At 56.1% G+C, this 26102-nt stretch carries 21 protein-coding genes; 9 read left to right on the top strand and 12 right to left on the bottom strand.

What is annotated here, in order from left to right:
* Positions 1-6: 6 nt before the first annotated feature.
* Positions 7-1464: a gamma-glutamyltransferase gene (locus CMN55_RS10545; protein ID WP_293949767.1), complete on the bottom strand. Its 1458-nt coding sequence runs from the start codon at positions 1462-1464 to the stop codon at positions 7-9.
* 46 nt (positions 1465-1510) lie between these two features.
* On the opposite strand from CMN55_RS10545, the gene CMN55_RS10540 reads away from it, so the two are divergent.
* Entirely contained in the window at positions 1511-2863 is a 1353-nt protein-coding gene (locus tag CMN55_RS10540) for a M48 family metalloprotease (protein WP_293949766.1), read from the top strand.
* Positions 2864-2892: 29 nt separating this feature from the next.
* Here the strand turns inward: CMN55_RS10540 and mscL are convergent, their stop codons facing one another.
* Positions 2893-3312, bottom strand: a complete 420-nt coding sequence (gene mscL, locus CMN55_RS10535) for a large-conductance mechanosensitive channel protein MscL (RefSeq protein ID WP_293949765.1) — start codon at positions 3310-3312, stop codon at positions 2893-2895.
* A 230-nt stretch (positions 3313-3542) separates the two neighbouring features.
* Between mscL and CMN55_RS10530 the strand changes: the two genes are divergently transcribed.
* Positions 3543-4340, top strand: a complete 798-nt coding sequence (locus tag CMN55_RS10530; RefSeq protein ID WP_293949764.1) for a DsbA family protein — start codon at positions 3543-3545, stop codon at positions 4338-4340.
* A 61-nt stretch (positions 4341-4401) separates the two neighbouring features.
* Here CMN55_RS10530 and CMN55_RS10525 read toward each other — a convergent pair whose 3' ends face one another.
* On the bottom strand, positions 4402-5157 hold the full coding sequence (locus CMN55_RS10525; protein ID WP_293949763.1) for a DUF3750 domain-containing protein: 756 nt from the start codon (positions 5155-5157) through the stop codon (positions 4402-4404).
* A gap of 137 nt (positions 5158-5294) precedes the next feature.
* Positions 5295-6995, bottom strand: a complete 1701-nt coding sequence (locus CMN55_RS10520) for a Hint domain-containing homing endonuclease (RefSeq protein WP_293949762.1) — start codon at positions 6993-6995, stop codon at positions 5295-5297.
* Between the two features lie 169 nt (positions 6996-7164).
* On the opposite strand from CMN55_RS10520, the gene CMN55_RS10515 reads away from it, so the two are divergent.
* From CMN55_RS10515 to aat, 5 genes are all read left to right on the top strand, one after another.
* Positions 7165-8004: a tetratricopeptide repeat protein gene (locus CMN55_RS10515; protein ID WP_293949761.1), complete on the top strand. Its 840-nt coding sequence runs from the start codon at positions 7165-7167 to the stop codon at positions 8002-8004.
* A 205-nt stretch (positions 8005-8209) separates the two neighbouring features.
* Entirely contained in the window at positions 8210-8647 is a 438-nt protein-coding gene (aroQ, locus tag CMN55_RS10510) for a type II 3-dehydroquinate dehydratase (RefSeq protein WP_293949760.1), read from the top strand.
* Between the two features lie 21 nt (positions 8648-8668).
* On the top strand, positions 8669-9112 hold the full coding sequence (gene accB / locus CMN55_RS10505; RefSeq protein ID WP_293949759.1) for an acetyl-CoA carboxylase biotin carboxyl carrier protein: 444 nt from the start codon (positions 8669-8671) through the stop codon (positions 9110-9112).
* 14 nt (positions 9113-9126) lie between these two features.
* Positions 9127-10467: an acetyl-CoA carboxylase biotin carboxylase subunit gene (gene accC, locus CMN55_RS10500; RefSeq protein WP_293949758.1), complete on the top strand. Its 1341-nt coding sequence runs from the start codon at positions 9127-9129 to the stop codon at positions 10465-10467.
* A gap of 15 nt (positions 10468-10482) precedes the next feature.
* Positions 10483-11133: a leucyl/phenylalanyl-tRNA--protein transferase gene (aat, locus tag CMN55_RS10495; protein ID WP_293949757.1), complete on the top strand. Its 651-nt coding sequence runs from the start codon at positions 10483-10485 to the stop codon at positions 11131-11133.
* Here aat and CMN55_RS10490 read toward each other — a convergent pair.
* From CMN55_RS10490 to CMN55_RS10480, 3 genes are read right to left on the bottom strand one after another with little or no spacing between them, the layout of a single operon-like run.
* The gene (locus CMN55_RS10490; RefSeq protein WP_293949756.1) at positions 11070-11675 is read right to left on the bottom strand and encodes a DUF2155 domain-containing protein; all 606 of its coding nucleotides are present in this window, start codon (positions 11673-11675) and stop codon (positions 11070-11072) included. The genes aat and CMN55_RS10490 overlap by 64 nt on opposite strands.
* Before the next feature lie 15 nt (positions 11676-11690).
* Positions 11691-12185 carry an outer membrane lipid asymmetry maintenance protein MlaD gene (gene mlaD / locus CMN55_RS10485; RefSeq protein ID WP_293949755.1) on the bottom strand — a complete coding sequence of 165 codons (495 nt, stop codon included), beginning with the start codon at positions 12183-12185 and terminating at the stop codon, positions 11691-11693.
* Between the two features lie 45 nt (positions 12186-12230).
* Entirely contained in the window at positions 12231-12593 is a 363-nt protein-coding gene (locus tag CMN55_RS10480) for an NADH:ubiquinone oxidoreductase subunit NDUFA12 (protein ID WP_293949754.1), read from the bottom strand.
* A 446-nt stretch (positions 12594-13039) separates the two neighbouring features.
* Between CMN55_RS10480 and CMN55_RS10475 the strand changes: the two genes are divergently transcribed.
* Positions 13040-16711, top strand: a complete 3672-nt coding sequence (locus CMN55_RS10475; protein WP_293949753.1) for a vitamin B12-dependent ribonucleotide reductase — start codon at positions 13040-13042, stop codon at positions 16709-16711.
* A gap of 209 nt (positions 16712-16920) precedes the next feature.
* Here CMN55_RS10475 and CMN55_RS10470 read toward each other — a convergent pair whose 3' ends face one another.
* Together CMN55_RS10470 and aspS are read right to left on the bottom strand one after the other, a co-directional pair.
* A complete protein-coding gene (locus tag CMN55_RS10470; protein WP_293949752.1) occupies positions 16921-18600 on the bottom strand; it encodes an EAL domain-containing protein in 1680 nt (559 codons plus the stop codon).
* Between the two features lie 129 nt (positions 18601-18729).
* A complete protein-coding gene (gene aspS / locus CMN55_RS10465) occupies positions 18730-20514 on the bottom strand; it encodes an aspartate--tRNA ligase (protein ID WP_293949751.1) in 1785 nt (594 codons plus the stop codon).
* 192 nt (positions 20515-20706) lie between these two features.
* Here aspS and rnd point away from each other — a divergent pair, with 192 nt between their 5' ends.
* Complete coding sequence (rnd, locus tag CMN55_RS10460) at positions 20707-21858, top strand: ribonuclease D (RefSeq protein WP_293949750.1); 1152 nt, start codon at positions 20707-20709, stop codon at positions 21856-21858.
* Here the strand turns inward: rnd and CMN55_RS10455 are convergent.
* From CMN55_RS10455 to CMN55_RS10445, 3 genes are all read right to left on the bottom strand, one after another.
* Positions 21836-23356 carry a Ppx/GppA family phosphatase gene (locus CMN55_RS10455; protein ID WP_293949749.1) on the bottom strand — a complete coding sequence of 507 codons (1521 nt, stop codon included), beginning with the start codon at positions 23354-23356 and terminating at the stop codon, positions 21836-21838. The two genes, rnd and CMN55_RS10455, sit on opposite strands and share 23 nt — an antisense overlap.
* 37 nt (positions 23357-23393) lie before the next feature.
* On the bottom strand, positions 23394-25541 hold the full coding sequence (locus CMN55_RS10450; RefSeq protein ID WP_293949748.1) for an RNA degradosome polyphosphate kinase: 2148 nt from the start codon (positions 25539-25541) through the stop codon (positions 23394-23396).
* Positions 25542-25666: 125 nt separating this feature from the next.
* Positions 25667-26098 carry a DUF2147 domain-containing protein gene (locus tag CMN55_RS10445; RefSeq protein WP_293949747.1) on the bottom strand — a complete coding sequence of 144 codons (432 nt, stop codon included), beginning with the start codon at positions 26096-26098 and terminating at the stop codon, positions 25667-25669.
* Positions 26099-26102: the final 4 nt, after the last annotated feature.

The following is a 26102-nucleotide window of genomic DNA, read 5'->3' as shown; positions in this document are numbered from 1 at the left end:
GCAATCCTAATTGCCGACCAGCGACAGGCCGTAGCCGCGTGGATCATGACGGGAAATACAGTTGAACAGCTTGCCATCCCGGCAGTAGATGGCGTTGACAGACGCCAGCCGGTCCACTTCCACGGCGGCGGGAAATTCGCTTTGCAATGCCGCCACATCCTCAGCGGCCATAGCGGATTCATACAGCAGCGGAAGCCGCGGTCCCATGGTGAAGAGGCGCGGCGCCTCAATTGCCGGATCGAGTGCCTGTCCCTGCGCCAGCACATTGAGCGCCGTCGAGACGGTCGCCACCGTTGCGACGGCCCCGCCGGAGGCCGCCCCTGCATAATAAATATCCTTGTTCGTGATATTGGCCATGATCATGGGAGAGGCGGCAAATTCGCGCATGTCCGCCCCCTGGTTTCCGGCCATGACAATACCGCTGATTTCACCCATCTGGCCACTCCCGAAAGGGAAGCCGAGGCCGACGACGCAGGCCACTGCCCCGCCCTGGTTATCGGACGTGACGAAGGATGTGGTGCCGTAGCTGATGAACGGTGATATATCCGGTACTTTCGAGAAAAGCTCCGCCGTTTGCCGGGCGATATCGATTTCCGGAATGGACACATTGACACCGAGAATACCCTTGCCGTCATAGAGTGATTTCCAAAGGGTTTCGAACAGCTCGCCGGATCGTCCGGTGGACAATCCGACCATGTTGCTGTCAACGCGGAAGCTGCGCGCGTCCTGCCAGACGGGCTTGTAATTCACCATGTCCGAGACGGTGATGTCGCCGCCGGCGATGCGGGCATCTTCAACAAAGGTGCGCGCCCAGTTGCCGGTGTAGAAGGAGGCGCCGCCTTCAGAGCGCAGGGCCGATAACAGGGCTGCCAGCCGCACCTGCCGCAGACGGGTACCCTCAGCCACAAAATTACCGTCTTTGTCGGTGAAGATATTGCGGATGTTATAGTCGAGGATGAATTGGTTCCGGTTGACGACCATGGCCATATGCTGGGCGCGGGAGAGCGGCTCGCCAAAGGCGGCGATCTGTTCGGCCGGGGCGAGGAGTTGAGACCATTCAAGGCGGCCGTAGCGGGCCTGCAACGCCGCCATGCCACGAATATTGCCGGGAATGGCGATGGCGCCGCCCGCGGCAGGTGACTGATTGAAGAATTGCAGATTTTCGAGCTTGTTGGTCTTGGTGTCATAGACAATGCATTCCCCGCCGCCGCCAAGCGAAGCCGCAACCGGATAGGTAACGGCCAGCGTAAAATAAAGGGCGGTGGCGGCATCCGCCGCTGTGCCGCCGGAGGCAAGGATGTCTTCCGCAACGAGGGTGGCACGCGGCTCATCCGAAGCAGCGCCGCCGAGGTCGCCCTCCACATTACCGATCTGGCCGAGTGGAACGCTGGGCCCGCCACAGGCGGAAAGCAGCAGAGACGGCAGCAGGCCAAGAAATAACAGGCGCGCAATCCATTGACGCAAGCCATCCAACTTCCTAGTTTTAGGAAGATATAAGGGGATGTTTTTTTTGATCAAACGCATAGTAACAACGCTATCCATATTTCTGGTCCTGTTAGTGCCCTTGCAGGGGGCATTTGCCAAACAGACGGGCCCCTCCTTTATCCGTGACGCGGAAATTGAACACACCCTGCGCTCTTACGCAAGGCCTCTGTTCGCCGCGGCCGGGCTGAATGGCGATGATGTCCGTTTATATATCATCAATAGCGATGATTTGAACGCCTTTGTGGCAGGTGGCCAGCGGATGTTCATGTTTCGCGGCCTGCTGGAGCGGGTCGAGACCCCGTCGCAATTGAAAGGCGTGATTGCCCATGAAACGGGACACATTGCGGGCGGTCATCTGGCGCGCACCCAGGATGCGCTGAAAAACGCCAGCATCAAGAACATCGTTGGCATGATCCTTGGCCTGGCCGCTATGGCGGCGGGCGGCGGAGAAGCGGGCATGGCCATCGCCATGGGCTCCACTGATATGGCGACCCGTTCCTTTCTGCAATATAGCCGGACGCAGGAATCCTCCGCCGATCAGGCGGCTATCACCTATCTCGACCGGACCGGTCAGTCCGGACGCGGCATGATGGAGTTTCTGGAGATCATCGGTCAGGGCCAGTATCAGCCGCAGAATTCCATCTCCTCCTACTATCGCAGTCATCCGGTCAGCAGTGAACGTGTCGCGGCGCTCAGCCAGCGGGTGAAGAACTCCCCTTATCAGGATGTGCCGGACAGCCCTGAAGATGTGATCGCCATGAAGCGCATGCAGGCGAAGCTGATCGGCTTTACCCGCCCCCTCGCCCGGACGCTGCGCGAATATCCGGAAACGGACAAGAGTGTCGAGGCGCGCTATGCCCGCGCTATTGCCTATTACCGCTATCCGGACATGCAGAAAGCCCTGGCCGAAATCGACAGCCTGATTGCGGAATATCCGACCGATCCCTATTTTCATGAGTTGAAGGGGCAGGCCCTATACGAGACGGGTAATATCAATGCGGCGTTGTCTCCGCTGGAAACGGCGGTAAATCTGGCGCCGGATGAGCCGCTGATCCTGACCCTTTATGCGACGGTACTGAATGCGACCGGTAATCCGCAGGATTCGGAAAAGGCGCTCGATATCCTCAGTGCGAGCCAGGCGCTTGATCCGGATAATGTCAATACATGGGATCAGCTTGCCATCGCCTACAGCCGACTTGGTGATACGGCGATGCTGGCCTATGCCAGTGCGGAGCGGTATCTGCTGGAAGGGAATGCCGCCAAGGCTATTTTTCATGCGGAACGGGCGCAGGATTTATTTAAAGTGGGCAGCCCCCTCTATCTTCGGGCGCAGGACATTATCACAATTGCAAAACAGCAGCAGACGGCCCGGAACTAGTCCGGACCGGCAGCATAGTGGCGGGCGCGTTATTTCTGGTTTTTCAGAATATCGCGAATTTCTTCCAGCAGGACTTCCTCACGCGGCGGCGCGGGTGGTGCTGCGGGGGCGGCCTCTTCCTTCTTGATGACCCGGTTCATCTGCTTGATCAGCAGAAACACCGCGAAGGCGACAATCAGGAAGCTGATAATCGTGTTGATGAAGGCGCCATAATTCAAGGTGACGGCCCCCGCTTCCTTGGCGGCGGCAAGGGTGGCATAATCCCCGCCGGACAGGGTGATAAAGAAATCGGTGAAATCGACACCGCCGAGCAGCAGCCCGATCGGAGGCATGATGACGTCATCGACCAGAGATTTGACAATGGTGCCGAATGCGGCACCGATGATGATACCAACGGCCATGTCCAGTACGTTTCCGCGCATGGCGAATTCTTTAAATTCCTTAAGCATCACTTACCCCTCACTTCGATAAACAGGCGCATATGGTATGACGTGCGGGCTGTTGCGCCAGCTGCCCGTCCGGATACTATAAATAGGGAACGGCGGCGCGACAATCGGGATTATTTACTTGTACTGACAAGTACAGCCCTGATATGCCCTGGGATCACGTCATTGTTTATTTGATTTTACGGGCGTGAAGCGCATAATCGTGCCCTGTCCCTATATGATGAAAGCCGCCGATGCCTGTATCCGGAAAGCCGAAAACCCTCCCTCTCCTCGCCCTATTCGTGGCGATTGTCGCCATCGGGATCAGTCTCTATGGATTTCTTACGCCGCGTGGCGCGACGGAGGATGCGGCGTTTGGCGACCGGGTCAAGGCCTATCTGATGGAAAATCCGGGTGTTCTCCGCGAGGCTCTGATCACCCTCAGCCAGCGCGAGAAGCAGGCCGCCGCGGAGCAGCAGCAGGCCCTTCTCGCCACATATTCCGATGATCTGCAAAATGATGGCTACAGCTTTATCGCCGGAAATCCGGAGGGAGATGTCACCATCGTCGAATTTTTCGACTATCGCTGTGGCTATTGCAAGAAAAGCTTTCCCGATCTTATGAAGGCGGTTCAGGAAGATGGCAATACCCGTTTGGTTTTAAAGGAATTTCCCATACTGGGGGCGGAGTCATTTCTGGCATCGCAGGCCGCTATTGCATCGCTTGAGCAGGGTAAGTACGAAGGGTTTCACACTGCATTGATGGAGAGCCGCGGCAGCCTCACGAAAGAACGGATCCTGTCGATCGCTGAAGAATCCGGCCTGGATACGGCAAAGTTGCAGACCGATATGCAGAGCGATAAAACCCGCAATGTTATCGAGAAAAATCATGAGCTTGCCGGAAAACTCGGCATCAGCGGTACGCCCGCCTTCATCATTGGCGATCAGTTCATTCCCGGCGTGATTTCGCTTGAAGACATGAAAACCGTGATCAATGCGGTGCGGGCGCAGGCGAAAGCCGCGGGCAACGCGGCGGATAAATCGGATAGCTGAGATCGCCGAAGACATTGGCGGCTTGCCATGGCAATCGCTCATTTCCGGGGCAGTAAGACGCTTAGAACGGATCGATACGGCCAAACCCCGGCAGTTTCAGCGCCAGATCGTCGATATCAAGCCCGAGGGTGAGGCCGAGCAGATGCAGCTCCACCCCCTCGACGGGGCTTAAGGAAAAGCCACCCAGACCCAGCACGGAAAACTGCATCCCGCGGCCGCTGACCGCGCTTCCCACGGGCATACCGCCGGTGATGAAATCCTTGCCGATGGCTGTCGGCGGCAGATCCAGCTCCAACTCCGGCACGGCGCGGCCGATATGGGCGATGAAGCTGTTGGAATTGGGGCCGGGCCAGACGCGATATTCCGTCTTGTGCGGATATGCCTCAATCACCTGTTCGATGCGGGGGATCAGCGCCGCTGCCTCCTCGCCCCTCACTTCGGCATAAAGCTCCGGTTCATTGCCGAACCAGTAATTATCGGGGCTGCCGCGTTTATGGACCAGCGCATTGCCGCCATTCCGCGCCCGCCAGCCGATAATCTCATAGCGATCATAATGATCCGCCCCCTCGCCCTTCAGGGTGATCCAGCAATGCACGGCAAAATTCCCGCGCCAGCCCCAGGTGCGCGCGCCATAAACCTGGATGATGGCGTCCCGGTGGCTGTCGGGCCCAGGCGACAGACCCGTGGCATCACGCCGTGCGGTGGACCAGCTCTGCCCCTCCTCCGACATGCCCGCCGCCACCGACAGCATCTGTGGCAGGGCGAATAGCACGACTGCGCACAGGAAAATCAGACTAATTTTACGAACCGCTTTCATTCCCGCCTTCCCGGAGGACCGCCAAAAGCAGGACTATACAAACAGCCCCCGGATCCGCGAAATCAATATTGCGCGAGGGCATGGCGCCGCGCCCAATAAAGGGGATTGCCGTTGGTGCAGGAGGCGTGCAGCGATGGTCAGTTTACCCACATGCCCGCATGGATGGCCCCGAGCTCGGCCCCGATTTTGGACGAGCTGACGGGGACCGGCCGGTTCCTCTCCTGCTCCTCCCCGGCGCTGTAAAGCTCGGCAAGGGTCAGGCCGCTTTTTGCCAGCACATAATCGGCGGGCTTCGGCAATTCCCCGAACCAGTACAGCGGATGCGGCGTCTCCCCGTCTTTCGCGATCAGGCCATCCGGCAGAAGACGGTATCCTTCGCGTTTGAGCGCGTCCAGCACCCGGTGGGTCTTCCCCTCGGCATCGAGGGTCAGCGTGCCGGCGCGCATGCGGCCCCGGAAATATGTTTTCTGGGATTTGGAGGTGATATAGGCGACTTCAACAAATTGATCGCCTTCACTGCCCACCGGCAGGTTGGTGGCGGCGCGCAACAGATCGCCCTCGCGGTTCACAACCGCGCCATCTTGAGTGAGGATATCCATCAGCGGAATATGTTTTCCCGCATGCGGTCCATCACCCGAGAGCGTCGCATGGCCGGGCGTAACCCTGACGCCATGGAAATCGAGCAGATGTGGCACCTGATTGACCATGGTGCGCGTGACCCGCGCCGGCCACAGCCCGCCGCGCCCGGCCTCCGCCTCCGCCTCCGGATCATAGGCCATCACCTCATCGCCGATTTCTATGGTCTCAATAGACTTGGTGGATCCGTCCGCCATATCGATTTGAGTACCAGCCGCGAAACAGCGGGGATCATTATACTGATTATCTTTTATTACACTCTCTTTAACTTCTTCGATTAGTTCATTTAATGTTTTACCATTCCAATTTTCACTTGCTGTAGAAATTACCAGTCGCCCAGTATAAGGATCAATAGTTCCAGAATAATAACCTTCGGCTTCCACAATGCCGTCTGCAGAAACTCTGGAATATGCGAAAGTCCTCTTTCCTGTGGCCTCGATTACTAATTCACTGCGGATTAGGTAATCGCCGCCGGAATTAGGAATTTTTTCAATGTAACGTGTTACATTGGCCGCTTCCCAGCCCTCGTAAACAACGGCGGCACCGTTGGAGTAGTTTCCATATTCAAACTCTTTGATGGCTAGATAGTTTTGCAAATCAAAGGTTTTGCCGCTTGAAAGCGCAGATTTAAAGTTTGTTACCGCATCGTCATAAATTAAATTGCGGTCAGAAGAAGTAATTACGCCGTTCTCAACAATATTCCTACTGTCTAGCCCATCGAAGACTTTTTCTCTAAAATCACCCTCTAAATAGTCATTTACTTCGACAAAGGTTAATGAGGTGCCGCCCGTCGGACTTATTAAGGCTGGAATTGCGTCCGCATTAATTTCAATCGTTAATTGATGTTTGAGAAATGACTCATTTATGCTGACACCCGCAATGCCGACATTTACTAAGTTATATTGTGAACCTAATTCAATTCCGTCTCCACTCAACGAACCTCCTATGCCTGCTTTTGTTCCTGGTATTATGCCAGAAGCATTTAATTTTAGTCCGTTTTCCGAATCATAAACCAAATTTCCGCTGAGATTTTGACCAATTCCTGAAGAGATACCCCCATAAACAGAGGAGATCATTACGATGCCGTACTTATCTGCGATATTTCCTAAAACCTGCTGCAATCCAGATGGATTTGCTGCCAGACTTGGATTCGCGGTGGTAGTGCTATTTACTTCAGCCACGAAATCATCAAAGTTACTCATAATTTGCCCCTTCAGACTACAATATATATTTAAATACAATCATGAATGGTTGTATAAATCAACATAATTTGCATTCATAGTTTGTGGTATAAACATGAGATACTTTCTTCTTCTCCCGGTTATATTTTGCTTGGCATTGGCAGTTTCCTTATCTTTGCAATCGCATGCAATGTCAGAAAGTGTATCAAAATCTGATCTAAAGGCTGGTATCACAACGTTAAATTCATCTCAATTTAGGGAAGCCTATGCCATATTGAGCGAGCTGGCGAAAAGCGGTGATCCTGAGGGTCAATATTACCTTGGGCGTTTGTTTGAATCGGCTACTTACCAAGTTCTAAACGATCCGGATTTTTACGATAAACATGGATGGACTTGTGGTAAGAATAAATACTCAACTAACTCTTTCGGCAATGACTCTTGTATGCAGGATGCGGCTTATTGGTATGAAAAGTCTGCGGAAGGTGGGTATGTTGCCGCTCAGGAAAAAATTGCGAGCCTTTACTCAATGGGATTGGGAGTACATCAAGACAGAGCCAAAGGTTATCATTGGTATAAGTTAGCTGCTAAACAAGGATCTCCGATTTCCATTATGGTTCTAGGTCTTGCTTATCTTAATGGAGACTACGCGCAAAAAGATGTAATTCTCGCAAAATCGACAATAGAAAGAGCTATTGCAGCTGGCGCTAAAGAAGGTAATTACTGGCTTGGCTACATCTATGAGAAAGGGATTGGCGTAGAATCTAATTTGGAAAAGGCTTTTGATCTATACTTGCTCTGTACTAAAGAAACCGACTCCATGCTTGCACCCTACCGACTTGGGAAAATGTATGAAAGCGGTAAAGGTGTTAAGAAAAATTTGGTTGAAGCTGTAAAATGGTACGAAGTTGCTAGACGCTATGGAATGCAGACAAAGCAAACAGGTATGCTCGATCTTCGGGAAAAAATGAATAATAGAGACTGGGTGTTAGCAATTGAAAACGCCGAGAAATGGTTGCGAGAAAATAAGTAACTATTTTTGAAAAGACATTTTGCAGTTTGGGCCAACAAATATTAATTGACTTATAAAAAAAACTGCTTCGATCTCCCGCATCGACTAATTTTCACAACTGCTTTAAACTTGGGGAAGACTTCTGTATAAGGGGGCAGTTTGGCTGGTGGCGGTGCGCTGCGGGCCGGTTGCGGGCTTTTCGGGGAATGCTCCGGGGGATTAAGGTATGGGTAAGTCAGTCATTATTATCAACGGGCCAAACCTCAATCTGCTCGGCCGCCGCGAGCCGGAGATTTACGGGCATACAACCCTTGCCGATATCGAGACCCTGACCCGCGCCCATGGCGAGACGCTGGGGCTTGACGTTGCCTTCTTCCAGAGTAACAACGAGGGCGATCTGGTGGATGCCATTCAGGACGCGGCCGAGCGGCATGGCGGCATTATTCTCAATGCCGCCGCCTATACTCATACCTCCGTCGCGCTGGCCGATGCCATCAAGGCAACGGGCCTGCCGGTGGTGGAGGTGCATCTTTCAAATATTTTTTCGCGTGAAGAATTCCGCCATCATAGTTATATATCCGCTGTTGCCGCTGGCGTTATCTGCGGATTTGGGGCAAAAGGCTATGTTCTGGCCCTTGAGGCGCTTGCCGAACTGATTGACTAGAGTAACCGAGACTTGGACATTATGAAAAAACTGAACATCGACAAAGAGGTGATCCGGGAACTGGCCGAGATCATGAATGAAACGGGCCTGGGCGAGATCGAGATCGAGAGCGAAGATCATCGCCTCCGGCTGTCGCGCGGCACGTCGGCGGCGCCGGTGGTTATGGGCGGCGCGCCTGTAGCCCATCCGGCGACAGCGGCAGCAGCCCCTGCGGCGGCGGCTGATGACCATCCGGGCGCGGTCAAATCCCCGATGGTCGGCACCATCTATCTGGCGCCGGAGCCGGGCGCGGCCCCATTCGTGCGGCCGGGTGATGTGGTCAGCCAGGGTCAGACGCTGCTGATTGTCGAAGCCATGAAAACCATGAACCCGATCGCGGCGCCGAAGGCGGGTAAGGTAGCCCGTGTGCTGGTGGATAATGAAGAGCCGGTGGAATTCGGTCAGCCGCTTGTCATTCTTGAGTAACGTTGGCAGGTTCGATGTTTGAAAAAATCCTGATCGCCAATCGCGGCGAAATCGCGCTCCGTATTCATCGCGCCTGCCGCGAGATGGGCATCAAGACGGTGGCCGTCCATTCCTCCGCCGATGCGGATGCCATGCATGTGCGTCTCGCCGATGAAAGCGTCTGTATCGGCCCGGCGAGCTCGGCGCAGAGCTATCTCAATATCCCCTCGATCATCGCGGCGGCGGAAGTGACCAATGCGGACGCCATCCATCCGGGCTATGGCTTCCTGTCGGAAAATGCCAAATTCGTCGATATCGTCACCGCCCATGGCATCAAGTTTATCGGCCCGTCCGCCGATCATATCCGCATGATGGGCGACAAGATCACGGCGAAGGAAACCATGCGCAAGCTCGGCGTGCCCTGCGTGCCGGGATCGGAGGGGGAAGTGCGTACCCTGCAGCAGGCGGAGCAGGAAGCGGCGCGCATCGGTTATCCGGTCATCATCAAGGCGTCGGCCGGTGGCGGCGGACGTGGCATGAAGGTGGCCCTCAACCGTGAGGCACTGTCGGAGGCCTTTTCCTCCGCCCGATCAGAAGCCAATCTCGCTTTTGGCGATGATGCCGTCTATATGGAAAAATACCTGAGCGGTCCGCGCCATATCGAAATTCAGGTGCTCGCCGACGGCAAGGGCAATGTGGTGCATCTGGGCGAGCGCGACTGTTCGCTTCAACGGCGCCATCAGAAGGCGGTGGAGGAAAGCCCCTCACCTGTTATCACCGAGGAACTGCGCGCGCGGATCGGCAAGACGGTCTCCGACGCCATCCGCGATATGCGTTATGAAGGTGTCGGCACTATCGAGTTCCTGTTTGAGAATGGCGAGTTCTATTTTATTGAAATGAACACCCGCCTGCAGGTGGAGCATCCGGTCACCGAGATGATCACCGGCATTGACCTTGTCCAGGCGCAGATCAATGTGGCGGCGGGCCTGCCGCTCGATCTCCGGCAGGAGGATATCAAGTTCAATGGCCATGCCATCGAATGCCGTGTCACGGCGGAAGATCCGCATACTTTTGCGGCAAGCCCCGGCCCGATTACTGAATTTCATGTGCCGGGCGGCCTTGGTGTGCGGATCGACAGCGGTCTTTACACCGGCTATAACATCCCGCCCTATTATGACAGCCTGATCGCCAAGCTGATCATCCATGCGGGCAGCCGCGAGGAATGCCTGATGCGGCTCGACCGGGCGCTTCAGGAGTTTGTCGTGAGCGGCATCAAGACCACTCTGCCCCTGCATCAGGAAATTGTTCATAACGAGGATTTCCGAGCCGGACGCTATGACATTCACTGGCTGGAGAAATTCATTGCCGCGCGCTGAAGCGCGTTTTTGTCGATGACCGTGATCACGATCGAAACCTTGCTTGCTGCCTATAGCGTCGGCATTTTTCCGATGGCGGACAGCGCCAGTGATCCGGATATATACTGGGTGGAGCCGGAGACGCGGGGAATATTCCCGCTTCATTCTTTTCATGTGCCACGCAGTCTTGCGAAGACCGTGCGTCGGATGCCGTTCGACGTGACGGTGGACCGTGATTTTCGCCGCGTTATGCGCGAATGCGCGGCCTCCCGACCGGGCCGCCATGCCACCTGGATCAACCGGACAATCCTTGATCTCTATGCTGAGCTGCATTATGCGGGCTATGCCCACAGCGTTGAATGCTGGCGCGCGGGCGAGCTGGTCGGCGGGCTCTATGGCGTCGCTTTCAAGGGCGTCTTTTGCGGTGAAAGCATGTTTTCAAGGGAAACGGATGCCAGCAAAGTAGCGCTTGTCCATCTGGTCGCGCGGCTGATCCGGGGTGGTTATGCCGTGCTGGACGCCCAGTTTATAACGCCGCATCTGGCCCGCTTCGGCGCCATCGAAATTGATCGACGGGAATATCTGCGCCTGCTGCGGGACGCGCAGGAGATTGACGCCGATTTCTATTCCTTGCCGGAAGGTTTGTCTGGGTCTGAAATCTTGCAGTCGATCACCCAGACATCATAAACGGGATGTTCCAGCGCATTGATCGCGGGGCTGGAGGCGAACATCCAGCCGGTGAACAAACGCACAATCCCCCTATTCTGATCGTTTGCCGTATTTTCCGTGTTAACGGGCGGCGCGGCGTTGCTGTCTGATGGAGGTGGCAGAGGCTCGCCCGACGGTGCCGCGGCGGGCGTTTCCGCTGGCGTTATGATGCGGGCGGTTGCCGTGTGGCTGGCCGCGTCCATGTCGGCGCTGTTAAGATGTTCAGTAATTTCAAGGAAAGCCGTGGTCTCCGGCGTTTCTTCCGGCGGGCGCTTCAGGCATTTCTGCGGCAGAATGGTGAGGGAGCCAAAGGTCGCATATTCGCCGATGGGAATCTCAAGATCACTTGTCCGCGCCGTCACCTTATCAAGGGCGCGCAGGATAACGGCATCGCCCTCCATCGGATCGGCCTGCGCGGGAGACAGAAGGATACCGTTCAGCATCACACCGCCGACAATCAGGGCCGCCATGCCTGATATGGCGCGGTATGATAGGAGGAATTTCTGTCGGGAAAGGGTCAAGATGCTATCGCCCGGTTACTTGTCCGCACCGGCATCGCCACTGTTTTTGCTGCCCCCGCCGCTACTGTTGCCGCTGGAGAAGATGGCCTGGGCAATCAGATCCTGGATATTGACCGCCCCTTGCGTATAGCTGATGGAACCGCCATCCTGCAGCATATCATCGGAGCCTCCGGGCGTCAGCAACAGGTAATTGCTTCCGAGCAGGCCGCTTGACGTGATCTTGGCGGAGCTGTCCTCCGGCAGTTCGATATCTTCATTGAGGCTGATCCGCAAGACGGCGCGGTAGCTTTGCGGATCAAGTGTCTGTGAGGTGACCGTGCCTATTTTGATGCCGCTCATCCGTACATCGCTGCCGACATTAAGGCCGTCCACGCTGTCGAAGGACGCGGACAGATTGATCCCGCCGCCGCCGGTGCCGACATCGGCCGTGCGATAGGCGAAGACCAGAAAGATCGCCGCAAAGGCCAGAACCACGGCGCCGATGACGGTTTCCACGATATTACTGTTCATGCACTTCTCCTTCGCTTGGCCGCAGCGGCCATACCGCTGTTCCGGTCAGGGACGCCACGCCTCATAATCGCCGGTGCCTTTCTGCCGCTTGCCCCCTTTCAGGATAGAGCCGTCCGGGCGATAGGCAAATTCGGTGCCGGTCAGGTTCGGGCGGTGTTCCTCGATCCAGGGCGCTTTTTCGAGCGCCTGATCATCGGGCAGCTTGTCCGTCGTGTAATGCAACCAGATATGCCACGCAGGCGGCACCTTGGAAGCCTCCGGATCCCCCTTATAGAGAACCCAGCGTCGCTCCCGCCCGACAGGGCCGGTCGGCTTGCCTTTTTCACGGTAATAGTGATTGCCGAACTGGTCTTCACCGACCTGTTCCCCCCGCCACCATGTATATAACCTTGTGCCAATCGTCGCCATATCGCTCGTCTCTCATAGGAAAGCATGAATATTTGCCCGGAATATGGCATTCACAGGACCGTTCGTCCAGTCTAACTTTTCGTGTTGCGGACGCAATCCGCCGCCCCTGCCCGGTTGATTCTGCCCGGTCCATCTCTTTGTCTGTTACAGCGTTGCTTTTCTACAACGGACGCCGATTTTCTTGTTAACCATAAAATCCCTTAACTGTCACGAAACCGCCATATTTCGCGATTGATAAAATTTTAGCCACTAAATCTAGATTTTTTGCGGTTGACACCCCAAAATCTGATGACATGATCCTATGCAGTTGGGGGGATTTTGCCTACTATATATGGTAGGCGTTGGAAATGAGAGGGAGCTGCTCCCGCCTGTGTTTTCCGGCGTTTCAGGCAAATATTCCGCTCCGACAGGAACGACTTTAATTCAGTATAATGGAAGGCCTGAAGATGCGTATAGAGCGACGGTTCACCAAACAAGATTCATCCCCTTACGCAAGCATCAAATTCAGACAGACAACGAGTGAAATCCGCAATCCGGATGGATCGGTCGTCTTCCGGCTGGAAGGCATTGACGTGCCCGCAAGCTGGTCGCAGGTGGCCTGCGATATCATCGCCCAGAAATATTTCCGCAAGGCAGGTGTTCCGGCGCGGCTGAAACCGGTTGCGGAAAAGGATGTGCCGGAATGGCTGTGGAAGCAGGCCGCCGATGAGGAGGCGCTTGCCGAACTGTCTGAAGAGGATCGTTATATTGGCGAGACATCCTCGACAGAGGTGTTTGATCGGTTGGCTGGAACTTGGGCCTACTGGGGCTGGAAAGGCGGCTATTTCGACGGTGAGGAAGACGCCCGCGCCTATTTCGATGAAATGCGCTTTATGCTGGCGAGCCAGATGGGCGCCCCTAATTCGCCGCAGTGGTTCAACACGGGCCTGCACTGGGCCTATGGCATTGATGGACCGGCACAGGGGCATTCCTATGTGGATTTCAAGACCGGAAAACTGAAAAAATCCGAAAGCTCCTATGAGCATCCGCAGCCCCACGCCTGCTTCATCCAGTCGGTCGACGATGATCTGGTCAATGAGGGCGGAATCATGGACCTGTGGGTGCGGGAGGCGCGGCTGTTCAAATATGGCTCCGGTACCGGCACCAATTTTTCAAGCCTGCGCAGCGAAGGCGAGCGGCTATCGGGCGGCGGAAAATCCTCCGGCCTGATGAGCTTCCTCAAAATCGGCGATCGGGCGGCAGGCGCGATTAAATCCGGTGGGACCACGCGGCGCGCGGCCAAGATGGTGACGCTGGATATCGACCATCCGGACATTGAGGAATATATTGGCTGGAAGGCGGTGGAGGAGCAGAAGGTTGCCTCCCTCGTTGCCGGATCGAAGCTGTGCAACATTCACCTGAACAATGTCATCAAGGCCTGTCAGGAGATTGAAGGCGATGAAGCCTTCATTCCGGCTGAAAACCCCGCTCTCAAAAAGGCAATTATCGGCGCGCGCAAGGCGATGGTGCCGGAAAATTATATCCAGCGGGTTATCCAGTTTGCAAAGCAGGGTTACACCGAAATCGAATTTCCAACCTATGATACAGATTGGGATTCGGCCGCTTATCTCACGGTATCAGGGCAGAATTCCAATAATTCCGTCCGCGTTACCGATGATTTCATCGAAGCGGTGCTGCGGGATGGCGACTGGAACCTGACTCGCCGCACCGACGGAAAAGTCGCGAAAACCGTCAAGGCCCGCGATTTGTGGGATCAGATCGGCGAAGCCGCGTGGCAGTCGGCCGATCCGGGGTTGCAGTATGACACCACCATCAATGATTGGCACACCTGCCCGGAGGACGGCCGGATCAACGCCTCCAACCCCTGTTCGGAATATATGTTCCTCGATAACACGGCGTGCAATCTCGCGTCTCTCAACCTGATGACTTTCCGCCGCGCCGACAAAAGCTTCGATATCGAGGCGTTTGAGCATGCCGTCCGGGTCTGGACGGTGACGCTTGAAATCTCCGTCCTGATGGCGCAGTTCCCGTCGGAGGAGATTGCGAAGCTCAGCTATAAATTCCGTACTCTCGGCCTTGGCTATGCCAATATCGGCGGCCTGCTGATGGCGCGCGGCCTATCCTATGATTCCGCAGAAGGCCGAGCGCTTTGCGCGGCGATCACCGCGGTGATGACCGGCGTTGCCTATCGGACCAGCGCCGAAATGGCGTCCGAGCTTGGGGCATTCCCCGGATACAAAAAAAATGCGAACCACATGCTGCGCGTGATCCGCAATCACCGCAACGCCGCCTATGGCCTGAATGACGGCTATGAGGCGCTGCATGTCCTTCCTGTCCCGCTTGATGCCATCAACTGCCCGGAAGATGGGCTGGCGGATGCGGCAAAAAAGGCCTGGGACGACGCGCTTGAACTTGGGAAAACCCATGGGTATCGCAATGCGCAGGTTTCCGTGATTGCGCCGACGGGGACCATTGGCCTCGTCATGGATTGCGACACCACGGGGATTGAGCCGGATTTCGCTATCGTCAAATTCAAGAAGCTGGCCGGTGGCGGCTATTTCAAGATCATCAACCGCACGGTGCCCGAGGCCCTCGCCCATCTTGGCTACAGCCGGGCAGAGACAAAAGATATCATCGACTATGCGGTCGGCCATGGCACGCTTGAAAATGCGCCCGGCGTCAATCATGAAGCCCTCAGGACGAAAGGCTTCACCGATGAGGTGCTGGAGAAGCTGGAAGCCTCCCTTGCCAGCAGCTTTGATATCAAATTCGCCTTTAACAAATTCACGCTTGGCGAAGATTTCTGCGCAGATGTGCTGGGGCTCGATGCCGATGATCTCAATGATTACGGCTTCGATCTGCTGGCTGCCATCGGCTTCACCCGTCTGGAAGTTGAAGCCGCCAACAGCTATTGCTGCGGCGCGATGACACTGGAAGGTGCGCCGCATCTGAAAGACGAGCATCTGCCTGTCTTCGATTGTGCCAACCCCTGCGGCCGCAAAGGCACCCGCCTGTTATCCGTGGAAAGCCATATCCGCATGATGGCGGCGGCGCAGCCCTTTATTTCCGGCGCCATCTCGAAGACCATCAATATGGCCAACAGCGCCACGGTTGAGGATTGCAAGGAGGCGTATCTCCTCTCCTGGAAGCTGGCGCTCAAAGCCAACGCGCTTTATCGCGATGGCTCCAAGCTGAGCCAGCCCCTCTCCGCCCTTACCTTTGATGAGGAAGATTATGAGGACGTGCAGGAAGAGGTGAAGGTTTCTCCCGCAGCGGCCAGCAATGTGGTGGCCGAACGGATTGTCGAACGGCTGGTGTCGGAGCGCAAGAAGCTGCCGACCCGGCGCAAAGGCTATACCCAGAAAGCCGTGGTCGGCGGGCACAAGGTTTATTTGCGGACCGGTGAATATGATGACGGCAATCTCGGTGAAGTGTTTATCGATATGCATAAGGAAGGCGCGGCCTTCCGCAGCCTGATGAATAACTTCGCCATCGCTATTTCCATCGGCCTGCAATATGGCGTGCCGCTTGAGGAATTCGTTGAGGCCTATACCTTCACGCGCTTTGAACCCTCGGGCATTGTCGAGGGCAATGATGCCATCAAGATGTCCACCTCAATCCTTGATTACCTGTTCCGCGAGCTGGCGATTTCCTATCTCGGTCGCAATGATCTGGCTCATGTGGCGGTGGATGATCTGCGCACCGACGCCATCGGCGGTGGCGAGGCGCAGGCGAAGATTACCGATGATGAAGTCGCGCGCAACCCGGCGGCCATCAATAATGTCATCAACCTTGCCTCCACGGGCTATGTCCGCGCCAATAATTTCGAGGTGCTGCAGGGCGGCCTTTCCGCCATGAGCATGAGCCTTGGTGAAGGCCAGGTGAGTGCGGCGGCAGCCAGTTTCGGCGCCGCCGGGGCCGTGGCGGCCGCCAGTGTCAGCGCGGGCGGCGGATCATCGAGTGCCGCCGCCGGATCTGACCGGCTCAGCCGCGTCATGGAAGCGCGCATGAAAGGATATGAGGGCGATAGCTGTGGCGAATGCGGCAATTTCACCCTTGTGCGCAATGGAACCTGCATGAAATGCGATACCTGCGGTTCCACCAGCGGATGTTCGTAACGCTTACCCATTTTGTCGATTACGGTTGTTCCCATCCCGCGGATGAACAGTTTCGTTGCGTAACCTGTAGAGTAAAAGAGTAGCGTAATCAGTAGCTTATAAGATTATCTTTCTTTTGAGTATAAAAAGGCTGATTGCTTGCCTTATCATTGCTCCCGAAAGAAGGGCCTGTTTCCGGAAACAGGCCCTTTTTCAGTCTGTATGCGACCTTATGACCAGGTGGTAGCGAAGCCCTTGCGCTTCAGATTCTGGGTAATCGAGCGGTTCTTGCGCTTCGTCTGGATGTCCGGCTGCGGCTTGCCGAAATACCAGCCCTGCCCGTAATTGACGCCGAGCACATTGAGCACATGAAGCTGTTCTTTCGTTTCCACCATTTCCGCGATGGTGCCGATATCCAGCTCCTGGCAGAGGCGCGAAAGCGCTTTCAGAATAGCGGCGTCGCGCTTGTTGGTCAGCACTTCCTTGATATAGGTGCCATCAATCTTGATATAGTCAACGGTCATGGCACGGATATATTGGAAGGAAGCGGAGCCGGAGCCCATATCATCAAGCGCCACTTCGATGCCATTGCGGCGGATTGACTGAATGACATTTTCGGCCCGCTGCAAATCCTTGATACGGCTGGTTTCGGTAACCTCCAGACTGACATGTTCACGGATTTCGTCATTATCCGCATAAAGCGCCAGCAGATTGTCCACAAAGCTGTCGGATTCCAGAGAATAGCCGGACAGGTTGATGGCAAGACGCGGCAGCGTATCACCGCGCTTCTGGAATTCCAGCAGCTTCTCCTTGACCTTGTGGGCAACGCCGAGGTCAAGATCCTGCACAATGCCCGTTTCCTCCGCGAAGGTCACGGTTTCATAGGGGCTCTCCCCGTCCTTGAAACGGGAGAGCACCTCATAATGATGGATTTCCCGGTCCGATAGCTGGACAATGGGCTGGTAAGCCAATTTGAACTTGTAATTCTGGAACATGGATTTGAGCGCCAGCATCCGGTTCATGGTTTTTTCCAGCCGGTTATCCATGCCTTCCGCCAGAGATTTGATATTGAAATCCTCAATATCATTCTCGACGAAGTTGTTGATAACATACATCAACGCCTGCGTCGCATGATTGGCGGAAAGCTGTCCCTTCATCAGCTCAACAGTGCTTTGCTGCACAATAATGCTTCCCTTGCCTCCCTCTGCGGCGAGGGAGGAAATTTTTTCTTCCAGAATGCGCGTGTCGATGGCGGGGCTGTGCACGACGCCGTATTTTTCCGCATCAAGACGTCCGGCGCTGTCCCCGCCCAGGGAATAGCGTCGCAGAATGACGCCGATGCGGTCAAAAAACTGTCCCATCTCCTCTTCGCCGAGGCGTTCCTGAAGCGCGGAAAGACCATTCAACTGTAACAGCGTCAACTCTGTTTTCTGCCCGGCGTTGGCGGCCAGCGTCATCTGCTGGTCGGCAAGTTTGAGAAAATCCGTCCGCCCGAGCAGGCCCGTATCGGTGTCGCGATATTCCGAACTGGTGCGCACCGCCGCCATGCTGGAGATATTGAGGGCGAGGAAGACATGTTCATGATTTCGCGGCAATTTGCAGGCGCCCACAATAGTGGAGATGTGGGTGTTTTCCATGCGGACAACGACCGGTGTAATTCGATCACCGACCTGCATACTGTCAAGAATATTGGTAATGATCGGACGATCCTGTTCGGTCACCAGATCCAGGAAAATGGTGCCTTCCAGATCATTCATGTCTAACCCGGTCAGCCCTTTCGCGGCGCCGGAAGCGAATATGACGGAGCCGTCTTTGTCCAGCTCGATGAGCAAATCCGCAGCGGCGAATGAAAAGGCGACGAAGCGTTCCTTTTCAGTGCGCAGGATATCCAGTTTGCTTTCTTCAGTCACCGTACAACCTTTTGGTTAATGTCAGGATAACATTAGCCAGCGATATGTTAAAAATTCGGTAATGGATTGAAGGAAAAATAAAAAACCCGCCGAATGTGGCGGGTTTTGTATTTCGCGTACTATTTTTTATCAGCCGTCTGATTTCGGTTGCGGCAGAACCGTGCGGATATGCAGCTCCCGCAGGTTCTTCAGCGGCACTTCCGCCGGGGCATGCATCATCAGATCCTGCGCCTGCTGGTTCATCGGGAACAGGATCACCTCGCGGATATTCGGCTCATCCGCCAGCAGCATGACAATCCTGTCAACGCCGGGGGCAATGCCGCCATGGGGCGGTGCGCCATAGCGGAACGCGCTCAGCATCCCGCCGAAGCGGTCTTCCACCACGGTCGCGTCATATCCCGCAATCTCGAAGGCCTTGATCATGATATCGGGACGATGGTTCCGGATGGCGCCGGATGACAGCTCGATCCCGTTGCAGACAATATCATATTGATAGCCCTTGATGTCGAGCGGGTCCATAGTCTCCAACGCCTCAAGCCCGCCCTGCGGCATGGAGAAGGGGTTATGGCTGAAGTCGAGCTTCTTTTCCTTGTCGTCATATTCGAACATCGGGAAATCGACCACCCAGCAGAAGCGGAAGACATCTTTTTCGCAGATATCCAGCTCTTCGCCGATGCGGATGCGGGCCTTGCCGGCGAGTTCCGCCGCGCCGGATGCCTTGTCACAGGCAAAGAAGACGGCATCCCCCTCACCCACGCCGGTAACTTCGCGAATTTTGGCAATGCGTTCCTCATCGAGATTTTTCGCAATCGGGCCTTTCGCTTCGCCGTCCTTGAAGATGATGTAGCCGAGACCGCCCGCGCCTTCCTTGCGGGCCCAGTCGTTCGTCTTGTCGAAGAAGCTGCGTGGCCGGTCGGCGGCGCCCGGAGCCGGGATAGCCCGTACAACAGCCCCCGCCTCAATATTTTTCGCGAACAGGCCGAAGCCCGAGCCGCGGAAAGGTTCCGTCGCATCGCTGAGGATGATCGGGTTGCGCAAATCCGGCTTGTCGGAGCCGTATTTCAGCATCGCCTCATCGAAGGGAATGCGTTCGAACGGGGTGACGACCTTGCGATCGCCTGCAAATTTCTTGAAGACATCGGTCAACACCGGTTCAACGGCATTGAACACATCTTCCTGTGTCACAAACGCCATCTCGATATCAAGCTGGTAAAACTCGCCCGGGCTGCGGTCGGCGCGGGCGTCTTCGTCGCGGAAGCAGGGCGCGATCTGGAAGTAGCGATCAAAGCCCGACATCATGATAAGCTGCTTGAACTGCTGCGGTGCCTGCGGCAGGGCGTAGAACTTACCGGGATGCATCCGGCTCGGTACCAGAAAGTCGCGCGCGCCCTCCGGTGAGGAGGCCGTCAGGATCGGCGTCTGAAATTCCATGAAGCCCTGCGCGCGCATGGCGTCCCGCAGGCTCGCAATAACGTTGGAGCGCAGCACGATATTCTGATGCAGCCGGTCACGGCGCAGATCAAGATACCGGTGGCGCAGGCGGATATCTTCCGGATATTCCTGATCGCCAAAGACGGGCATGGGCAGTTCATCGGCCGCCGACTGGATGGCGAACTCGCTGATATAAATCTCGATACTGCCGGTCGGCAGGTTCGGATTCACGGTCTCCTGGCTGCGGGCGACGACCTTGCCCGTGACGGTGACGACACTTTCCGACCGCACGCTCTCAACGGCCTTGAAATTCGGCACATCATGTTCGATCACGCATTGGGTAATCCCGTAATGGTCGCGCAGATCGACAAACAGCAGATTGCCATGATCGCGCTTGCGATGAACCCAGCCCGACAGGCGGACGGTTTTGCCAACATCACTCTCGCGCAGATCGGCGCAAGTATGGGTGCGGTAGCTATGCATGATACTCTCTTAAGTTTCGGATCCAGCCGGATCGCTATTGATGACGCGCCTGTCTTACATGGTTTTTTGCCCGCCGCCAACCTTCCTTTATGGAGAAATATGGGCTATTGTCGGGGAATGAACGTCATGGCGTAACAAGTCGCGTCCGGATGCCCCAAAACGCAGCGTTGCCTGAAAGGGCGCAAGTATTCAATGCAGATAATAACAACAACGGCCGGTCTTGAAGAATTGGTCACCCGCTTTGAACAGCATTCCTATATGACCATCGATACGGAGTTCATGCGCGAAAGCACCTTCTGGCCCATTCTGTGCCTTGTCCAGATGGCGACGGAGGACGAGTCGGCTATTCTTGATCCGATGGCGAAGGGCATTGATCTTGCCCCGCTCTTTCGTCTGCTGCAAAATCAGAAGGTGCTGAAAGTCTTCCATGCGGGACGGCAGGACCTTGAAATTTTTCATCATATGACCGGTGAGGTGCCCGCCCCCATCTTCGATACGCAGGTCGCGGCTATGGTCTGCGGCTTTGGCGAATCCGTCGGCTATGACACGTTGGCGTCCAAGCTGACGGGCAAGGCGATCGACAAATCCTCCCGCTTCACGGACTGGGCGCGCCGTCCCCTGTCGGAACGGCAGCTTACCTATGCGGAAGCCGATGTGACGCATCTGCGGGACATATACAAATATCTCTCGGCCAAGCTGAAGGACAGCGGGCGCGAGGAATGGGTGGCCTCCGAGATGGAGATTCTGCGTTCCCCCGATACCTATTTCATTCCGCCGGAAAATGCCTGGATGCGCATCAAGTCGCGCAATACGCATGCAAAATTCCTGGCCATCCTGCAAAGTATCGCTGCCTGGCGGGAGCGGCAGGCCCATCGCCAGGATATTCCGCGCAATCGCATCCTGCGCGACGAGGCACTTATAGAAATCGCGTCAAATCCGCCGAAGAATGCGGAAACCCTGTCGCATGTGCGCGGTATCGGCAAGAAATTCGCCGATGGCAAGATGGGTGACGGATTGCTGGAGGCGGTGCAGAAAGGCGTTAATACGCCGCCCGATCAGGCTCCGCGTCTGCCGAAGAAAACTCCGCCGCCGAAGGGCATCGGTCCGCTGATGGAGTTGCTGCGGGTATTGCTCAAGCTCCGCTCGGAAGAAAATGATGTGGCGCAGAAGCTGGTGTGCAGCCTTGCCGATCTTGAAAAGATTGCCGCCGATGACGAGGCGGACGTCCCCGCTCTCAAGGGCTGGCGCCGCCGCGTCTTTGGCGAGGACGCGCTGCGCCTGAAACATGGCGAGATTGCGCTGTCCTGCAAGGACGGAAAGATCAGGATAATTTCCCTGGAATAACCTCGATTTTCGCATCGGAGCCAAGGCTACCGGCAAGGCTGTCGAGCTGTTTGCGGACATGATGCCCGACCAGCGCCGCGAGCGATGACGGAATTTTGAGGGTGACGGTGGATGTGGAAATTTCAAGCCGCGTTTGCGCCAGAATACCGATGGTTCCGCCGCTCAGCGTGTGGGAGAGCCGCATGGCGAGACCGGTGATCAGCGCGTTTTTCGCCTCCTCCTCGGTCAGCAGCCTGAGACAGTCCATTGTCGCCGGGCCGCTCAAATCCCCCTTGTAACGGGCATAGACGGAAAGCGCGACAACTGCCCGACCGCGATGGCCGATGCCGCTGAAAGGGGCGCGGAAAATCCGCCGGAAAGCCTGCGCCGCGCGATAGTCAGAATTGGCCCACCAGGCGATGTCAGACAGGGTCGCGGCGGCCATTATCAACCGCTTGCTCTTGCGGTCCGACATTTGCAGCACATCTTTCAGCCACTCATAGATTTCTTCGCCATGTTCGGGGAAACGGCCTTCACTCGCGGCCATGTCGCGGCAGGCATCGAGCAGCGGATCACGCTTGCGGACGGATTTCTTGAGTTCGGAAAACAGCATCCCCTCACGCAGGCCATTGCCGGAAAAGACAACATTCTTCGGCGTCACCTTGGCCATCAACTCCTGCAGGATGATGGCGGCGGTATGCATGGTGTTGGCGCGGGATTTCGGGATGCCGTTGGCGTTATACATATCCTCGATCGACATGGCGAGAATTTCGTCGATCAGAACGCTGATCTGATCAGCGGTCAGGCGGTAATTATGGATGATGGTCAGCGGGTGGTTGGTCTTGATAATATGATAGCGGGCAAGGACGCGCCAGGCGCCCCCGACCGCATAGAAATTCCGGGCGGTCAGCTTCTCCAGCCAGCTTGCCTTCTCAAATTTCTTGTTGATCGTCTTGCGCAGCTTCGCTTCCGTCATCCCCATATGTGACAGGCGCAGTGCGCCCAGCGGCAATGTCGCCGTCTCATGGATGCGAAAGTCGGAAATTTCCACCAGCTCCAGGCTACCGCCGCCGAGGTCCCCGGCAACGCCATCCGCATGGGGAATACCGGACAGAACACCAAGGCCGGAATAGCGTGCCTCCTGACGGCCGCTCAGCACCTGCACATTGAGATCGCACTGCTGCTCAATCTCGGAAACAAATTCGGAGCCGTTCTCCGCCTCACGCACGGCGGCGGTGGCGGCGACCATAACGCGCTCGATTCCCATGTGATGGACCAGCGCGGCATAACGGCGCAGCGCAGCCAGCGCCTCCGTCATGGCCTTCTCGCCCAGCCGTCCAGTCGTCCCGAGCTCCTGCCCGAGACCGCACATCACCTTTTCATTGAATTTGGGGAGGGGAACCCGCTGTGGCCCGTCAAAAACCACCAGACGGACCGAGTTCGAACCGATATCAATCACTGCGGTTGACCGGTCCGACACCTTGACGGCGGGGTCCAGTTCTCTATCCCGATCTTCCATACTTTTTCTGGCACCTACAGTATTTTAACGCTGTATGTCAGCTTGGCGGAACAAGCTTCGGTACTGGTTCCTTTACAAGCAAAGCCTTGCCGCGTCCAGATAAAGACGGATTGGTCATAAAATAATTGTGAGCGCAAAATGACTCCGCGCCATTGGTGACACGCTCATATTCGCCGTTTTCGCGCAGTTTCCAGCTTTGCTGGTTGTCTTTCAGGCATACCACCATGATCTGGTCCAGCACCTGCCGGTGGATGGTTTCGTTGGTGACGGGCACCAGTGTTTCGACACGCCGATCAAAGCTGCGCGGCATCCAGTCAGCGGAAGAGATAAATACCTTCGCATGATCGGAGGGAATCTTGTGGCCATTGCCGAAACAGACAATACGCGAATGTTCCAGAAAACGCCCGACGATGCTCGTCACCTGGATATTCTCCGACATCCCCTTGATGCCGGGCCGCAGGCAGCAGATGCCGCGGATGACAAGCCGGATATCGACGCCCGCATTGCTGGCCCGGTAGAGCGCGTCAATAAGCTGCGGATCAACGAGGGAATTCATCTTTGCCCAGATAGCGGCGGGCTTGCCGTTCCTGGCGAAGGCGATTTCCTTCTCAATCATCTCGATCAGAGATTTGCGCAGACTGTAGGGGGAAAGCACGAGCTTTTTCAGCCCCTTCGGCTTGGCATATCCGGTGATGTAATTGAACATCAGCGAGACATCGCTGGCGAGCTCCGCATCGGTGGTGAACATCGACAGGTCGGAATAAATACGCGCGTTGATCGGATGGTAGTTGCCCGTGCCAAAGTGCATGTAGGTTTTAAGGCCCCGCCCCTCGCGCCGGACAACGACGGACACCTTGGCGTGGGTTTTAAGGTCGATAAAGCCATAGATGACCTGCGCCCCGGCCCGCTCCAGATCGCGCGCCCATTTAATGTTCGCCGCTTCATCAAAGCGGGCCTTCAGTTCGATCAGCGCGGTGACGGACTTGCCCGCCTCCGCCGCCTCAATCAGGGCGCGGACAACCGGGGAGTTGGTGGACGTCCGGTACAGCGTATGCTTGATGGCGATAACGTTTGGATCCGCCGCCGCCTGCTGCAGGAACTGCACGACGACATCGAAACTCTCATAGGGGTGATGGACGATGAAGTCTTTCGTGGCGATGGCGGCGAAGATATCCCCGGCCGCATCGCGTACCCGCTCCGGATAGCGCGGCGTGTAGGGTTTGAAACAGAGATCGGGACGCTCCGGCGTGATCAGCGCGGCAGTATCGGACAGGCCGAGAATACCGTCCACCACGATGGCGGCGCGGTTGTCAAGCTCCAGCTCCCGGCTCAGGTAATCGACAAACTCCTCCGGCATGTCCTTATCCACCTTGAGGCGGATAACGCTGCCGCGGCGGCGGCGCTTGAGGGCGGATTCAAACAGCCGCACCAGATCCTCGGCCTCTTCCTCCACCTCGATATCGCTATCGCGGACGATGCGGAACATGCCCTTGCTGGCGACATCATAGCCGGGGAACAGATGGTTGAGGAACAGCATCACCGTGTTTTCAAGGCTGATAAAGCGGATTTTCCCGCCCGGCAGGCGGATGAAGCGATCCAGCGTCTGCGGCAGCAGCAGCAGCGCTTTCAGATTGCGGTCCGGTTCCTTGCGGGCGAGTTCCAGAAACATGCCGAAGCCGAGATTCTGGATGAAGGGAAAGGGATGCGCCGGATCGAGCGCCATGGGCGTCAGCACCGGATAGATTTCCTGCATGAAGTGATCTTCGAGCCAGTTTTTCTCCTGGCGCGTGAGTTCCGTCGGCGAGAGGACGGAGATGCCATTATCCCGTAATTCCTTGATCAGCGTGCGCCATTGCTGATTCTGCTCATGCATCAGGCGTGTTGCCTTGCTTTCCACCTCGGCCAGCTGCTGCGCGGGCGTCAACCCGTCATCGCTGATGGTTTTCACATTGGCCCGGATCTGGCCCCACAGCCCGGCGACGCGGACCATGAAGAACTCATCAAGATTGGCGGCGGAGATGGAGAGAAAACGGAGGCGTTCCAGCAGCGGATGCGCCGGGTTGGCCGATTCCTCGAGAACCCGCCAGTTGAAGGACAGCCACGACAGCTCCCGATTGATGAACCGTTTCGGGCTCTTCAGGAGATTGATCTTTTCCTCATCCACCATGTCTGATTTTGCCGACATACCAACCCCTGCTCCAGTTCCGGAAATTCAATGCCTTGACACTGATATAGGGATTTAATCTCGGATTTATGACAATACGGAAAAAATTCCCACTCCGGCCTTTATAGCGGAGATTGGTAAAAAAATCACTCCACCCGCGTCCAGTCCTGCGTTTGGCAGAACATCAGCACGCAGCCCTTGACTTCCAGCGCATCCGGCTTGACCAGCTCCATCTTGGCGCTATAGGTCTTGCCATCCTCGGGGTTATAGATTTCACCATCGTCCCATTCGCTTTCGCCATCCTTGACGAATCCGCTCAGCATCTGCAGGCCGATAATGGGGCGACTGCGCAAGGTCTCATCGCTGTTGTGCTGATCTGTTTTCGGTTTGCCTTCCGGCGTCAAGGGTTCTTTCAGCCAGATGATTTCCCCGCACAGCTTGTCGTTGCAGGGCGCAATTTTGACATGGCTGTTGCCGTCTTTCGTTGCCCAGATGCCTGTGGCGTCCGCCGCTGCGGCGGGATCGGCGGAGAACAGAAAGGCGGCGCCAACGGCGGCCAGCAGGATAGAAAAACGCATCGTT

Origin of the sequence: Sneathiella sp. (assembly GCF_002694385.1) — a bacterium.
Classification (GTDB): Bacteria; Pseudomonadota; Alphaproteobacteria; order Sneathiellales; family Sneathiellaceae; genus Sneathiella.
Note: the sequence above shows the minus strand (reverse complement) of the source record. Positions and strands in the feature narration are given on the sequence as shown.

Bases quoted from the DNA above. Each gene is read 5' to 3' on its own strand.
- mscL (WP_293949765.1), bottom strand. From the start codon at position 3,312: ATGCTTAAGGAATTTAAAGAATTCGCCATGCGCGGAAACGTACTGGAC.
- CMN55_RS10530 (WP_293949764.1), top strand. From the start codon at position 3,543: ATGCCTGTATCCGGAAAGCCGAAAACCCTCCCTCTCCTCGCCCTATTC.
- CMN55_RS10525 (WP_293949763.1), bottom strand. From the start codon at position 5,157: ATGAAAGCGGTTCGTAAAATTAGTCTGATTTTCCTGTGCGCAGTCGTG.
- CMN55_RS10520 (WP_293949762.1), bottom strand. From the start codon at position 6,995: ATGAGTAACTTTGATGATTTCGTGGCTGAAGTAAATAGCACTACCACC.
- CMN55_RS10515 (WP_293949761.1), top strand. From the start codon at position 7,165: ATGTCAGAAAGTGTATCAAAATCTGATCTAAAGGCTGGTATCACAACG.
- aroQ (WP_293949760.1), top strand. From the start codon at position 8,210: ATGGGTAAGTCAGTCATTATTATCAACGGGCCAAACCTCAATCTGCTC.
- accB (WP_293949759.1), top strand. From the start codon at position 8,669: ATGAAAAAACTGAACATCGACAAAGAGGTGATCCGGGAACTGGCCGAG.
- accC (WP_293949758.1), top strand. From the start codon at position 9,127: ATGTTTGAAAAAATCCTGATCGCCAATCGCGGCGAAATCGCGCTCCGT.
- aat (WP_293949757.1), top strand. From the start codon at position 10,483: ATGACCGTGATCACGATCGAAACCTTGCTTGCTGCCTATAGCGTCGGC.
- mlaD (WP_293949755.1), bottom strand. From the start codon at position 12,185: ATGAACAGTAATATCGTGGAAACCGTCATCGGCGCCGTGGTTCTGGCC.
- CMN55_RS10480 (WP_293949754.1), bottom strand. From the start codon at position 12,593: ATGGCGACGATTGGCACAAGGTTATATACATGGTGGCGGGGGGAACAG.
- CMN55_RS10475 (WP_293949753.1), top strand. From the start codon at position 13,040: ATGCGTATAGAGCGACGGTTCACCAAACAAGATTCATCCCCTTACGCA.
- aspS (WP_293949751.1), bottom strand. From the start codon at position 20,514: ATGCATAGCTACCGCACCCATACTTGCGCCGATCTGCGCGAGAGTGAT.
- rnd (WP_293949750.1), top strand. From the start codon at position 20,707: ATGCAGATAATAACAACAACGGCCGGTCTTGAAGAATTGGTCACCCGC.
- CMN55_RS10455 (WP_293949749.1), bottom strand. From the start codon at position 23,356: ATGGAAGATCGGGATAGAGAACTGGACCCCGCCGTCAAGGTGTCGGAC.
- CMN55_RS10450 (WP_293949748.1), bottom strand. From the start codon at position 25,541: ATGTCGGCAAAATCAGACATGGTGGATGAGGAAAAGATCAATCTCCTG.
- CMN55_RS10445 (WP_293949747.1), bottom strand. From the start codon at position 26,098: ATGCGTTTTTCTATCCTGCTGGCCGCCGTTGGCGCCGCCTTTCTGTTC.